Annotated in this window: 10 protein-coding genes; 4 read left to right on the forward strand and 6 right to left on the reverse strand. The window is 58.1% G+C overall.

The features are described 5' to 3' along the window. Positions 1-93 precede the first annotated feature (93 nt). Positions 94-858, forward strand: a complete 765-nt coding sequence (gene miaE, locus EDF82_RS23710; protein ID WP_123757916.1) for a tRNA isopentenyl-2-thiomethyl-A-37 hydroxylase MiaE — start codon at positions 94-96, stop codon at positions 856-858. 276 nt (positions 859-1,134) lie between these two features. Here the strand turns inward: miaE and EDF82_RS23715 are convergent, their stop codons facing one another. The 4 genes from EDF82_RS23715 to pepA form a co-directional block, all read right to left on the reverse strand. Beyond that, positions 1,135-1,638: a GNAT family N-acetyltransferase gene (locus EDF82_RS23715; protein WP_123757983.1), complete on the reverse strand. Its 504-nt coding sequence runs from the start codon at positions 1,636-1,638 to the stop codon at positions 1,135-1,137. 123 nt (positions 1,639-1,761) lie between these two features. Further along, a complete protein-coding gene (locus EDF82_RS23720; RefSeq protein WP_123757917.1) occupies positions 1,762-4,617 on the reverse strand; it encodes a valine--tRNA ligase in 2,856 nt (951 codons plus the stop codon). Beyond that, a complete protein-coding gene (holC, locus tag EDF82_RS23725) occupies positions 4,617-5,060 on the reverse strand; it encodes a DNA polymerase III subunit chi (protein WP_123757918.1) in 444 nt (147 codons plus the stop codon). The genes EDF82_RS23720 and holC overlap by 1 nt, the downstream gene beginning before the upstream one ends. A 186-nt stretch (positions 5,061-5,246) precedes the next feature. Further along, positions 5,247-6,758 carry a leucyl aminopeptidase gene (gene pepA, locus EDF82_RS23730; protein ID WP_123757919.1) on the reverse strand — a complete coding sequence of 504 codons (1,512 nt, stop codon included), beginning with the start codon at positions 6,756-6,758 and terminating at the stop codon, positions 5,247-5,249. Positions 6,759-7,151: 393 nt separating this feature from the next. On the opposite strand from pepA, the gene lptF reads away from it, so the two are divergent. Both lptF and lptG read left to right on the forward strand, forming a co-directional pair. Then, positions 7,152-8,249: an LPS export ABC transporter permease LptF gene (gene lptF, locus EDF82_RS23735; RefSeq protein WP_123757920.1), complete on the forward strand. Its 1,098-nt coding sequence runs from the start codon at positions 7,152-7,154 to the stop codon at positions 8,247-8,249. Then, positions 8,249-9,331 carry an LPS export ABC transporter permease LptG gene (gene lptG / locus EDF82_RS23740; protein WP_123757921.1) on the forward strand — a complete coding sequence of 361 codons (1,083 nt, stop codon included), beginning with the start codon at positions 8,249-8,251 and terminating at the stop codon, positions 9,329-9,331. The genes lptF and lptG overlap by 1 nt, the downstream gene beginning before the upstream one ends. 39 nt (positions 9,332-9,370) lie before the next feature. Here lptG and EDF82_RS23745 read toward each other — a convergent pair whose 3' ends face one another. Both EDF82_RS23745 and EDF82_RS23750 read right to left on the reverse strand, forming a co-directional pair. Next, a complete protein-coding gene (locus EDF82_RS23745; protein ID WP_123757922.1) occupies positions 9,371-10,873 on the reverse strand; it encodes a helicase HerA-like C-terminal domain-containing protein in 1,503 nt (500 codons plus the stop codon). Positions 10,874-10,970: 97 nt separating this feature from the next. After that, positions 10,971-11,792, reverse strand: a complete 822-nt coding sequence (locus tag EDF82_RS23750) for a TIM barrel protein (protein WP_123757923.1) — start codon at positions 11,790-11,792, stop codon at positions 10,971-10,973. Between the two features lie 351 nt (positions 11,793-12,143). Here EDF82_RS23750 and EDF82_RS23755 point away from each other — a divergent pair, with 351 nt between their 5' ends. After that, on the forward strand, positions 12,144-13,649 hold the full coding sequence (locus EDF82_RS23755; RefSeq protein WP_123757924.1) for a CoA-acylating methylmalonate-semialdehyde dehydrogenase: 1,506 nt from the start codon (positions 12,144-12,146) through the stop codon (positions 13,647-13,649). Positions 13,650-13,657 lie beyond the last annotated feature (8 nt).

The following is a 13,657-nucleotide window of genomic DNA, read 5'->3' on the forward strand; positions in this document are numbered from 1 at the left end:
TCGGGGTTTTTCGCCTTAATGCACCTGAGCGATCCTGCGCATTGTTGGATACGGTGACGACCGATGACCGTTGGCGTATAGCAAGGAACTTTAATGGACTACCCGCAAATACTCGCCCCTGTACTCAATTTTCTCCACTGCCCGACGCCGCAGGCATGGATTGATGAAGCCCGTAAGCCGGAAAATCTGCCGCTGCTGCTGACCGACCACATGGTCTGCGAGCTTAAAGCGGCGCAGAACGCGCTGCTGCTGGTGCGCAAATATGTCGCCGATAAAAGCGGGGCCGACGAACTGCTGGCCTGCCTGAAGCCGTATGAAGACTTTACCTACCGCTGGGGGCCCGAGCCGGATTTCGCTGCGCTGCATAAACAGATCAACAAAAGCACGATGCCGCAGACCGACGACCCCTGGGGGCGTCAGCTGGTGGACAGTATGGTGCTGCTGATTAAAGAGGAGCTGCATCACTTCTGGCAGGTGCGGGAGATGATGCTGGCCCACGATATCCCCTACGTCAAAATGACCGCCAGTAACTACGCGCGCGGATTACGCAGGGAGGTGCGTTCCCACGAACCGGTGATGCTTATCGATAAGCTGATTTGCGGAGCCTATATCGAGGCGCGCTCCTGTGAGCGCTTTGCGGCACTGGCGCCGTGGCTGAATGACGATCTGCAGAAGTTCTATCTGTCGCTGCTGCGCTCCGAAGCGCGGCATTATCAGGATTACCTGGATCTAGCGCAGCAGATTGCCGATGAGGATATCAGCGAGCGGATCCGCCAGCTTGGCGAAGCCGAGGCGGCGCTTATTCTCGCGCCAGAAGCCGAGTTGCGTTTCCACAGCGGCGTCCCGGTCAGCGCCTGAGAGAGGATAATCCCGGAGGCGGTGCTCCGCACCTGTCCGGGCTACCAAACCGCACGCACCTGTAGCCCGGTCAGCGAAGCGCCACCGGGGAGATGCCGGAGGCGGAGCTCGGTACCAGTCCGGGTTACCAAATCGCACGAACCTGTAGCCCGGTCAGCGAAGCGCCACCGGGGAGATGCCGGAGGCGGCGCTCGGCATCAGTCCGGGTTACCAAATCGCACGAACCTGTAGCCCGGTCAGCGAAGCACCACCGGGGAGGATCACGGCGCTGAGAAGCTACAGCGCTTTGAGCATCCGGACTTCGCAGTCCACATGGCCGGTACGGCCCAGCGGCGCGTCGATATGCAGGAAGCCGAGGTGTTCATACAACCCGACGGCTTCTTTCAAAAAGGCGGTGGTTTCCAGATAGCAGCGTTTGAAACCCTGCTCGCGGGCGTGTTCCAGCGCCAGCAGCGCCAGTTTCTTTGCCAGCCCCTGGCCACGGGCGGAGGTCATGAAATACATTTTCTGCAGCTCGCAGATATCCGCTTCACTATGGGCCAGCGGCGCTACGCCGCCACCGCCAACCACCCGGCCATCCTGTTCAACCACCCAATAGGCCGATCCCGGCTGGCTGTAAAGCTCAAACAGCTCATCCAGATTCGGATCGGCTACCGTATAGCCTTTATCTGCCGTCAGCCCATACTCCGCAGAAACCTGGCGGATAACCTGAGCAATAGCGGCATTATCTTCAGCGGTGATGCGGCGCAGCGACAATGTGGTGGTCGCGATCGTATTCATACGATGACTCATAGCAAAAAAATAGCGGATGGTGTTGTTAATAACACCCTGTACGGGGAAAGTGCAAGCGGGGAACGCGGATAAAAAAACGCCCCTTGCCGGATTGCGCAAGGGGCGGATGGATTACAGCGCGGCGATGACCGCCTGCTGTTCAATCAGTTTGCTTTTCGCTTCCGCGTAGCCTTCCAGTTTCTCGCGCTCTTTGGCGATAACCGCTTCCGGGGCACGGGCTACGAAACCTTCGTTGGAGAGCTTGCTTTCGATGCGGCTGATTTCACCTTCGATTTTCGCCACTTCCTTCGCCAGACGCGCCAGCTCATCTTCTTTGTTGATGAGACCCGCCATCGGGATCAGCAGCTCGGCGCCGTCGATAATCTTAGTGACCGAAACCGGACCTTTATCATCGGCAGACAGCACGGTGATGCTTTCCAGACGCGCCATCGACTGCAGGAAGCTCTGGTTGTCAGTCACGCGACGCTGAGCGTCAGCGCTACAGCCGCGCAGCAGCAGTTCCAGCGGTTTACCCGGAGCGATGTTCATTTCCGCACGGATATTACGCACGGCGACGATCGCCTGCTTCAGCCATTCGGTATCGGCCAGCGCCGCTTCATCGACCTGAGACGCATCGTACTGCGGGAACGGCTGCAGCATGATGGTGTCGGCGGTCACGCCGCAAATGACCTTCACGCGCTGCCAGATGGTTTCGGTGATGAACGGAATGATCGGGTGCGCCAGGCGCAGCAGTCCTTCCAGCACGGTCACCAGCGTGTTGCGGGTGCCGCGCAGTTCAGCGTCTGAACCACCGGTCATAACCGGCTTGGTCAGCTCCAGGTACCAGTCACAGAACTGGTTCCAGGTGAATTCATACAGAATGCCCGCGGCGATATCGAAGCGGTAGCTGTCCAGCGCCTCGCGGTAGTTCTTGATGGTCTGGTTGAATTCCGCAAGGATCCAGCGATCGGCCAGAGACAGCACCATGTCGCCGCCGTTAAAGCCGCAATCCTGATCTTCGGTGTTCATCAGCACGAAGCGGCTGGCGTTCCACAGCTTGTTACAGAAGTTGCGGTAACCTTCCAGGCGTTTCATGTCCCAGTTGATGTCACGGCCGGTAGAGGCCAGCGCCGCCAGGGTGAAGCGCAGGGCGTCGGTGCCGTGCGGCTCGATGCCGTTCGGGAACTGTTTCTCAGTGCGTTTGGCGATTTTCTCTGCCAGCTGCGGCTGCATCATGTTGCCGGTACGTTTTTCCAGCAGATCCGGCAGGGAGATACCGTCGACCATATCCAGCGGGTCAATGACGTTGCCCTTGGATTTGGACATCTTCTGGCCTTCGTCGTCACGAATCAGACCGGTCATGTAGACGGTATGGAACGGAACCTGCGGCTTGCCGTTTTCATCTTTGATGAAGTGCATGGTCATCATGATCATGCGGGCAATCCAGAAGAAGATGATGTCAAAGCCAGAGACCATCACGCTGGTCGGGTGGAACTGACGCAGAGCATCGGTGTTTTCCGGCCAGCCGAGGGTTGAGAACGTCCACAGCGCGGAGGAGAACCAGGTGTCGAGCACGTCTTCGTCCTGGCGCAGCGCGACGTCAGCGGACAGGTTGTTTTCCTGACGCACTTCGTCTTCGGTGCGGCCCACGTAGACGTTGCCTTCGTTGTCATACCACGCCGGGATGCGGTGACCCCACCACAGCTGACGGGAGATACACCAGTCCTGAATATCGCGCATCCAGGAGAAGTACATGTTTTCGTACTGCTTCGGCACGAACTGGATGTCGCCGTTCTCAACCGCTTCCACGGCCGGTTTAGCCAGCACGTCGGCACGCACGTACCACTGGTCGGTGAGCATCGGTTCGATAACCACGCCGCCACGGTCGCCGTACGGTACGGTCAGGTCGTGCGGTTTAATCTCTTCCAGCAGGCCCAGCGCGTCGATAGCGGCAACAACGGCTTTACGCGCGGCAAAGCGTTCCATTTTCTGGAACTCCGCCGGGATGGCGTTCGAGTAAACGTCGGACTCTTCGCCTTTGGTGTCATACACTTCCGCGCTTTCACGGATATCGCCGTCAAAGGTCAGAATGTTGATCATCGGAAGCTGATGACGACGACCGACTTCGTAGTCGTTAAAGTCATGCGCCGGGGTGATTTTCACGCAGCCGGTGCCTTTTTCCATATCGGCGTGTTCGTCGCCGACAATCGGAATGCGGCGGTCAACCAGCGGCAGCACGATGAATTTGCCAATCAGGTCTTTGTAACGCGGGTCTTCCGGGTTAACGGCCACGCCGGTATCACCCAGCAGGGTTTCCGGACGGGTGGTCGCCACCACCAGGTAATCTTTACCGTCTGCGGTTTTCGCGCCGTCGGCCAGCGGGTAGCGGATGTGCCACATTGAGCCTTTGGACTCACGGTTTTCCACTTCGAGGTCGGAAATCGCGGTGCGCAGTTTCGGGTCCCAGTTGACCAGGCGCTTGCCGCGGTAAATCAGGTCTTCTTTGTACAGGCGCACAAAGACTTCTTTCACCGCATTGGAGAGGCCTTCGTCCATGGTGAAGCGCTCGCGCTCCCAGTCCACGGAGTTGCCAAGGCGGCGCATCTGACGGGTAATGGTGCCGCCGGATTCGGCTTTCCACTGCCAGATTTTATCGATAAAGGCATCGCGACCGTAATCGTGGCGGGTTTTACCTTCTTCAGCAGCAATCTTACGCTCCACCACCATCTGGGTAGCGATACCCGCGTGGTCGGTACCTGCCTGCCACAGGGTATTTTTACCCTGCATGCGCTGGTAGCGAATCATGGTATCCATGATGGTTTGCTGGAAAGCATGACCCATATGCAAACTGCCGGTGACGTTCGGCGGCGGGATCATGATGCAGAAGCTTTCCTGGCTTTCATTACCATTCGGTTTGAAATAGCCCTGCTTTTCCCAGTGCTCGTAAAGCGGCTGTTCGATATCTTGTGGGTTGTATGTCTTTTCCATTATTTCCAGGTTGCCGTATTCAGGTTGAAACCAGCCATGCGGTACGCTTTGTAGCGTTCGCGCGCCAGTTGTTTCAGAGAATCTTCGTAAGGGACAAAGTCTACCACTTCTGTGAAAGCGGTGGCAAAATCTGCAAAATTAACCCGCAGACTGATCAGAATATCCCGCGGGCTGCTGTTGCGCTTTTGCGGCCAGGCAATTTCCACCGGTGCGCCGCCTCTGGGGCCTTCTCCCGCCAGATTATGCGGGACGAAGCTTTCCGGGGGACGCGCCCACAGCGCTTCATCGAGGCGAATGGCCTGCTGCTCATCTTCGCAGGCAATCAGCACACGTTTGCCGCTGCGCCAACGTTCTGCGGCAACGTCACACACCAGTTGTTCAACGGCGCTTAAGCCATCCTGTTGCGTATCATTGTCGAGCAGATAGAACGTTGCATTCTTCATAATCTATACCCATTGTCTTTCTGGCGGCCTCGTTGTTGGCTGCCCTCGCTCATCCCAGTCACCCCGTTATCTATGCTCCTGGGGATTCGTGCGGTTGCCGCCGTGACGTAACCCGAAATCCAGAGGGTATAGAATGTAATGGGGGCACTGAACCCGGCAAGCAAGGCCTGCCGGGTACGCTTGATTTTACTCTTCGCCAGTAAACCCGGCGCGGTTGAGCAGGAACTGCGACAGCAGGGCGACCGGACGACCGGTGGCGCCTTTGGCTTTACCGGAACGCCATGCGGTACCGGCGATATCCAGGTGCGCCCAGTTGTACTTACGGGCGAAGCGCGACAGGAAGCAGCCGGCGGTGATGGCACCGCCAGGACGCCCGCCGATATTCGCCATATCCGCGAAGTTCGACTCCAGCTGATCGTGGAACTCGTCGCTCAGCGGCAGACGCCACGCGCGGTCACCCGCCAGTTCAGAGGCGCCAATCAGTTCGTGGGCCAGCGGATTGTGGTTCGACATCAGGCCGGTGATGTGATGGCCCAGCGCAATCACGCAGGCGCCGGTCAGCGTTGCCACGTCGACTACCGCTTCCGGTTCGAAACGTTCAACGTAGGTCAGCACGTCGCACAGCACCAGGCGGCCTTCTGCATCGGTGTTTAACACTTCAACCGTCTGGCCGGACATGGTGGTCAGGACGTCGCCCGGACGATAGGCGCGCCCGCCAGGCATGTTTTCACAGCCGGCCAGCACCCCAATCACGTTCAGCGGCAGCTGCAGCTCAGCGACCATGCGCATCACGCCGTAAACCGCTGCGGCGCCGCACATGTCGTACTTCATCTCATCCATGCCTTCGGCAGGCTTGATGGAGATGCCGCCGGAGTCAAAGGTCAACCCTTTGCCGACCAGCACGATTGGCCGCGCATCTTCCGACGGGTTGCCTTTGTATTCGATAACCGACATCAGCGACTCGTTCTGCGAACCGTTGCCGACCGCCAGATAGGAGTTCATGCCCAGCTCGCGCATCTGCTGTTCGCCAATCACGCGGGTGACGACATTTTTACTGTAGGTATCGGCCAACTGACGAGCCTGAGAAGCCAGGTAAGCTGCGTTACAGATGTTCGGCGGCATATTGCCGAGATCTTTCGCCGCTTTGATGCCGGCGGCAATTGCCAGGCCGTGCTGGATAGCGCGCTCGCCGCTGGTCAGCTCGCGACGGGTCGGAACGTTGAAGACCATTTTACGCAGCGGGCGACGTGGCTCGCTTTTGTTGGTTTTCAGCTGATCGAAGCTGTACAGCGTCTCTTTGGCGGTCTCAACGGCCTGGCGTACTTTCCAGTAGTTGTTGCGGCCTTTGACGTGCAGCTCGGTCAGGAAACAGACCGCTTCCATCGAACCGGTATCATTCAGCGTATTTATCGTTTTCTGAATGACTTGTTTATACTGACGTTCATCCAGCTCACGTTCTTTGCCACAGCCAATCAACAGAATGCGCTCTGACAGAATGTTGGGCACATGGTGCAGCAGCAGCGTCTGGCCAGGTTTACCCTCCAGTTCACCGCGACGCAGCAGCGCGCTGATATAACCGTCACTGATTTTATCGAGTTGTTCGGCAATCGGGGAGAGGCGGCGCGGCTCAAAAACGCCGACTACGATACAGGCACTCCGCTGTTTCTCCGGGCTACCGCTTTTTACACTGAACTCCATGCACTACGCTCCTGAATCTTAAAGACAACGACGGTGGCTACGGATAGAATTGAAAGCTTTCGTAACTCATGTCCGCTGTTGCGGTGACTTCGTGTTAATCTTAACGTTATTACGGCTTTGGTTCGTCAGAAAAAAAACCTGATACGCGGAACCAATGAGTCATTTAATCTTAGCGATGATTTCGAAGACCAAAGAGAATAAATGACGTTTAAGCCATGAAACAAGCAATTTTCCAGCAACTATGCTCTAAATTATTCGCGTTGCAGGAAGGCGGCAAGGCCGTGAACCCTCAGGAACATAGCTAACTATGTGACTGAGGTGAGCGGATGCAGCCAACGCACCTGGAACGTGAAGAATAACAAGCAAAGACGGGTTTTTACGGGCGTATTTATAGTGATAATCATAAGATATCTGGTTCGTGAGACGCTGAAAAGCCAGTTGGCGATCCTGTTCATCCTGCTACTCATTTTCTTTTGCCAGAAACTGGTCAGGATCCTCGGCGCGGCGGTAGATGGCGACATCCCGACAAATCTGGTGCTCTCCCTGTTAGGGCTGGGCGTACCGGAAATGGCGCAGCTTATTCTGCCCCTGAGTCTGTTCCTCGGGCTGCTAATGACGCTGGGCAAACTGTATACCGAAAGTGAAATCACGGTGATGCACGCCTGCGGCCTGAGCAAGGCCGTGCTGGTCAAAGCGGCGATGATCCTCGCGCTGTTTACCGGTGCCGTGGCGGCCGTCAACGTGATGTGGGCCGGCCCCTGGTCGTCCCGCCATCAGGATGAAGTACTGGCAGAAGCCAAAGCTAACCCCGGCATGGCCGCGCTGGCCCAGGGCCAGTTCCAGCAGGCCAGCGATGGCAGCGCCGTGCTGTTTATTGAAAGCGTGAACGGCAATCGCTTCCATGATGTATTCCTTGCGCAGCTGAAGCCGAAAGGCAATGCGCGTCCTTCCGTCGTCGTGGCGGACACCGGCGAACTGTCGCAGAAGAAAGACGGTTCGCAGGTGGTGACCATGAATCAGGGTACCCGCTTTGAAGGCACGGCGATGCTGCGTGACTTCCGCATTACCGACTTCAAAAATTACCAGGCAATTATCGGCCATCAGGCGGTCTCCTCGGACCCCAGCGATACTGAACAGATGGACATGCTGACGCTGTGGAAAACCGATACTGACCGCGCCCGCGCGGAGCTGCACTGGCGCTTCACGCTGGTGGCGACGGTGTTCATTATGGCGCTGATGGTGGTCCCGCTGAGCGTGGTGAACCCACGTCAGGGACGGGTACTGTCAATGCTGCCGGCGATGCTGCTGTACCTGGTCTTCTTCCTGCTGCAAACCTCGATTAAGTCCAACGGCGGTAAAGGTAAAATCGACCCGATGATCTGGATGTGGGGTATCAACCTGCTCTATTTCGCGCTGGCCGTGCTGCTGAACCTGTGGGATACGGTGCCGATGCGCCGCTTCCGTGCCCGTTTTAACAAAGGAGCGGCGTGATGCAGGCGTTTGGCGTACTCGACCGTTATATCGGTAGGACGATTTTCAACACCATCATGATGACGCTGTTCATGCTGGTGTCGCTGTCGGGCATTATCAAATTTGTCGATCAGCTGAAAAAGGCCGGCCAGGGCAGCTATGATGCGCTCGGTGCCGGGCTGTATACCATTCTTAGCGTACCGAAAGACGTGCAGATTTTCTTCCCGATGGCGGCGCTGCTTGGCGCACTGCTGGGGCTCGGGATGCTGGCACAGCGTAGCGAACTGGTGGTGATGCAGGCCTCCGGTTTCACCCGTTTACAGGTGGCGCTGGCGGTGATGAAAACCGCGATTCCGCTGGTATTGCTGACGATGGCGATCGGTGAATGGGTCGCGCCGCAGGGCGAACAGATGGCGCGTAACTACCGTGCGCAGCAGATGTATGGTGGGTCGTTGCTGTCCACCCAGCAGGGGCTGTGGGCGAAAGACGGTCATAACTTCGTTTATATTGAGCGGGTGAAAGGCAACGATGAGCTGGGCGGCGTGAGTATTTACGCGTTTAACGATCAGCGTCGTTTGCAGACCGTCCGCTATGCGGCCTCGGCGAAATTCGATAACGACAATAAAGTCTGGCGCCTGTCGCAGGTCGATGAGTCAAACCTCACCGACCCGAAACAGATAACCGGATCGCAGATGGTTAGCGGAACCTGGAAAACCAAGCTGACGCCCGACAAGCTGGGCGTGGTGGCACTGGATCCGGATGCGCTGTCGATCAGCGGCCTGCACAACTACGTGACCTATCTGAAGTCCAGCGGCCAGGACCCGGGGCGTTATCAGCTCAATATGTGGAGCAAAATCTTCCAGCCGCTGTCGGTAGCGGTGATGATGCTGATGGCCCTGTCGTTTATCTTCGGCCCGCTGCGTAGCGTGGCGATGGGGGTGAGGGTGGTCACCGGGATCAGCTTTGGCTTTATCTTCTACGTGCTGGACCAGATTTTTGGCCCGCTGACGCTGGTTTACGGCATCCCGCCGATTATCGGTGCGCTGCTGCCAAGCGCCAGCTTCTTCCTGATCAGCCTCTGGCTGATGATGAAAAAGAGCTAGCACGACGTCCCCCGCACGGTCATCGCGCGGGGGACGATACTACCGTTTTCGCCCGCCCAGTAAACTTCCCAGCATACCTCTGACAATCTGATTGGTTACCTGGCGCACCGCGCTTTTCGCCGCGGTCTGCACGATGCCGTCCCGCTTGCCGCCTCGTGGCCCGGTGGTGCCGAACAGAATATCTTTCAGCCCGCCGAGCAGACCGTCGTCATCGCTGGCCGTCTGGCCTTTGGCCGGGGGCGCCGCCTGTTGATCCACGGTGGCCTGAACCCCTTTTTGCAGCATTTCAAACGCCGATTCACGGTCGATCTCTTCTTCGTATTTACCGTACAGCGCGGAGTGGTTAATCAGGCCGTTGCGCTCGTCGTCGGTCACCGGCCCCATTCGTGAGCACGGGGCGATAACCATGGCGCGTTCGACCACCGACGGGCTGCCTTTCTCATCGAGGAAGGAGATCAGCGCTTCGCCGGTGCCCAGCTCCTGAATCGCCTGCTCGGTGCTGAAGGCCGGGTTGGCGCGCATGGTCTGCGCCGCGGTTTTCACCGCTTTCTGATCTTTCGGCGTAAAGGCGCGCAGGGCGTGCTGAACGCGGTTACCCAGCTGACCCAGGACCGCGTCGGGAATATCTGACGGGTTCTGCGAGACGAAGTAGACCCCCACGGCTTTGGAGCGAATCAGGCGGATCACCTGTTCGATTTTATCCAGCAGCACCTGCGGGGCATCGTTAAACAGCAGATGCGCTTCATCGAAGAAAAAGACCAGTTTGGGCTTATCGAGATCGCCGGCTTCCGGCAGACGCTCGTAGAGTTCAGAGAGCATCCACAGCAGGCTGGCGGCGTAGAGCTTCGGCATCTGATACAGCTTCTCGGCGCTGAGGATATTAATCACCCCTTTGCCATTTTCATCGAGGCGCATCCAGTCCTGGATATCGAGCATCGGCTCACCGAAAAAGTGTTCCGCCCCCTGCTGCTCCAGGGTCAGCAGGCCGCGCTGAATGGCGCCGACCGAGGCGCTGCTGATGTTGCCGTACTGGTTCTGAAAAGCTTTGGCGTTATCGCCGATATACTGGGTAATGGCGCGTAAATCTTTGAAATCGAGCAGCAACAGGCCGCGATCGTCGGCGATGCGGAAGATGATATTCAGCACCCCGGACTGGACTTCGTTGAGGTTCAGCAGGCGCGCCAGCAGCAGCGGCCCGAGATCCGACACCGTGGCCCGTACCGGGTGGCCTTTCTCGCCGAAAATATCCCATACCACCACCGGGTTGGCGTGCGGCTGCCAGTCGCTGACGCCGATTTTCTCCAGCCGCGCCTGCAGCTTCTCCGACGCCTGGCCGGCTTCGGCAATCCCGGTCAGGTCGCCTTTAACATCGGCCATAAAGACCGGGACGCCAATCTCTGAGAAGGATTCCGCCAGCTTTTGCAACGTGACGGTTTTACCGGTGCCGGTGGCGCCGGTAATCAGGCCGTGACGGTTGGCCATTCCTGGTAACAGATGCAGCTGGGTTTCCCGGGTGCGGGCAATCAGCAGGGGTGAGCTCATGTTCGATTCCTCCATTTATCCTGCGTCGATTATAGGCAACCTGGCCGCAAACCGACGTGAGAAATCTCCCCTCTGACAGAATACGCCGCGCTTTTCCTCAGCCGCAGTGCTGTTGGATCAGGGCGATGCTGCGATCCGTTTCGCGGCGGATATCCGCGTCGTTCCACGAGGCCAGCTCCGGCGCAAAAGGCTCGAACGCGTACACGCCCTGGTAGCCGCGCGCTTCCAGCTGCTTGATTTGCTCGCAGGTCTGCAGCTTGTCGTGGGTCGTCAGCATGATCCGCTGAGCGTCGGTAAGGTTCTCCCGCGGGCGAGAGTCCTCCACGCCGGAAAGGTGCACCAGGCCAATTTCCGCGACATCCAGTTGGGCAAACTCAGCCTCCGCCTGCGGGTAAAGATGGTGATGGAAGGTATCGATCAGCAGCTTAAACGGCACCTGCGCATCGCGGATCAGCGCCTGTGCCTGGGCGGCGGAACGCAGCGAGCTTTGCGGGAAGCCCAGAGGCTCCACCAGCCCCTGCACACCGTAAAAAGCAAACAGGGGGGACAGCTGGTGCAGCGCGTTCAGCGTCTCGCTGGCGGACACCTCGCGGCCATCATTCAGCGGACACAGCACCAGCGATTTTGCGCCGATGGCGCGGGCCTCTTGCAGCAAGGATTCGGTGAGGTTGCGCACCTGTTCCGTGCAGCAGTTGAAAGGATAAACGGCGTTGATGGTCAGGATCTCAATATGGTAACGCTCGGCCAGCTCGCGCACCTGCTGATGGCTCAGATCGTCGGTCACGCGGCCTGAGGGCAAATCATTGCGTAGCTCGACCTTATTCAGTCCAAGGCTGTTCACCAGACGGAAAAACGCCTCGATGCTCAGGGAAGGGGCGATCTTACGATTCAGACAAAAACGCTGCAGTGCGATAGCCATGTGGCTCTCCTGGAAACGGTAGGGTGGGTTCGTTCGATTGCCTCTAAGTCAAAACATTTATTTCAAAATTATCAATAACTGAAATGGTGATTCTTTGAGCTGCTTCGCAATTAATCGTGCTTTCAGCCTCCGCCGGCCCTCCGGCACAGCTGGCGCGCCGACTGAAGCGCATCGATCGCGCTTTCCGCTGAAAACTGAAGCCCTGAGGATGGGAAATGCGACAGTCATCACCAAAATAGAATTTCATTTCACATCATCATTGAAATATACATTTCATTTTACTACGGTTATATCACTGCAAAATCGGAGACGGGCCGCAACGTTGGCCTACCAACACTATGAGGCGAGAACATGACGATCACAGGAAACTTTATTGGCGGGAAAACCGTCACCAGCAGCAGCAATGAAACGATGCCGGTTTACGATCCGGCGACGGGGAAAGTGGTTCGCGAAGTCACGCTGTCGACCGCGCAGGAAGTTTCTGACGCCATTCAGGTGGCCCGTGAGGCGTTTGAAAGCTGGTCGCGCACCACGCCGCTGCGCCGCGCCCGGGTTTTGTTCAACTTTAAAATGCTGCTGGAACAACATGCGGAAGAGCTGGCGGGGATCATCGTCAGCGAGCACGGTAAAGTGTGGTCGGACGCGCTGGGTGAACTGACGCGCGGCCTGGAAGTGGTCGAATTTGCCTGCGGGATCCCGCACCTGATTAAGGGCGAGTACTCCTCAGACGTTGGCACCGGGGTCGACAGCTATTCGCTGATGCAGCCGCTGGGCGTGGTGGCGGGCATTACGCCATTTAACTTCCCGGCGATGGTGCCGATGTGGATGTTCCCGCTGGCGCTGGCCTGCGGCAACAGCTTCGTATTGAAGCCACCGGCGCTGGCGCCAACCGCAGCGGTACGCATGGCGGAACTGCTGAAAGAGGCCGGTCTGCCGGACGGCGTCTTTAACGTGGTGCACTGCAGCAACGATGACGCCGAACAGCTGTATACCGATCCGCGCATTGCGGCGGTGAGCTTCGTTGGCTCTTCCGGCGTGGCCGAATATATCTACAAAACCGCCAGCGCGCACGGCAAGCGGGTGCAGGCGTTTGGCGCGGCGAAAAACCACGCCATCGTGATGCCGGATGCGGACCTGGATGCCACGGTCAACGCCATCATGGGCGGCGCGTTTGGCTCTGCGGGCGAGCGCTGCATGGCGCTGCCGGTTGTCGTCGCGGTGGGCGATGAAACGGCAGACAAACTGATTGCGCGCCTGAAACCGCTGGTGGAAGCGCTGAAGGTCGGGCCGGGCTGCCTGCGCGGTAAAGACGAGAATGAAATGGGGCCGGTGGTTTCCGACACCCATCAGAAAAAAGTGCTGGGCTATATCGATAAAGGCGCCAGTGAAGGGGCTAAACTGGTGGTCGACGGGCGTAAGCTGCGGGTGGCCGGTCATGAAGACGGTTACTATGTCGGCGGGACGCTGTTCGATAACGTCACGCCGGAAATGACCATCTGGCGCGAAGAGATTTTCGGGCCGGTGTTGGGCATAGTCCGGGTCGCGGACTACCACAGCGCGCTGGCGCTGGTGAACAGCCACGAATTTGGCAACGGCAGCGCCGTTTTCACCAGCAACGGCCACACCGCGCGGGAATTCGTGCATGATGTGCAGGCCGGGATGGTCGGCGTCAACGTGCCGGTGCCGGTACCGATGGCGTTCCACAGCTTTGGCGGCTGGAAACGCTCGGTGTTTGGCGCCCTGAACGTCCACGGGCCTGACGGCGTGCGCTTCTACACCCGTATGAAAACCGCCACCGTGCGTTGGCCGGAAGGGCAGCAGACCGTATCTGAATTCAGCATGCCGACGTTAGGCTAATCGGCGAA

This window comes from Klebsiella sp. BIGb0399, assembly GCF_003752615.1.
In the GTDB taxonomy this organism is placed as follows: Bacteria; Pseudomonadota; Gammaproteobacteria; order Enterobacterales; family Enterobacteriaceae; genus Klebsiella; species Klebsiella lignicola.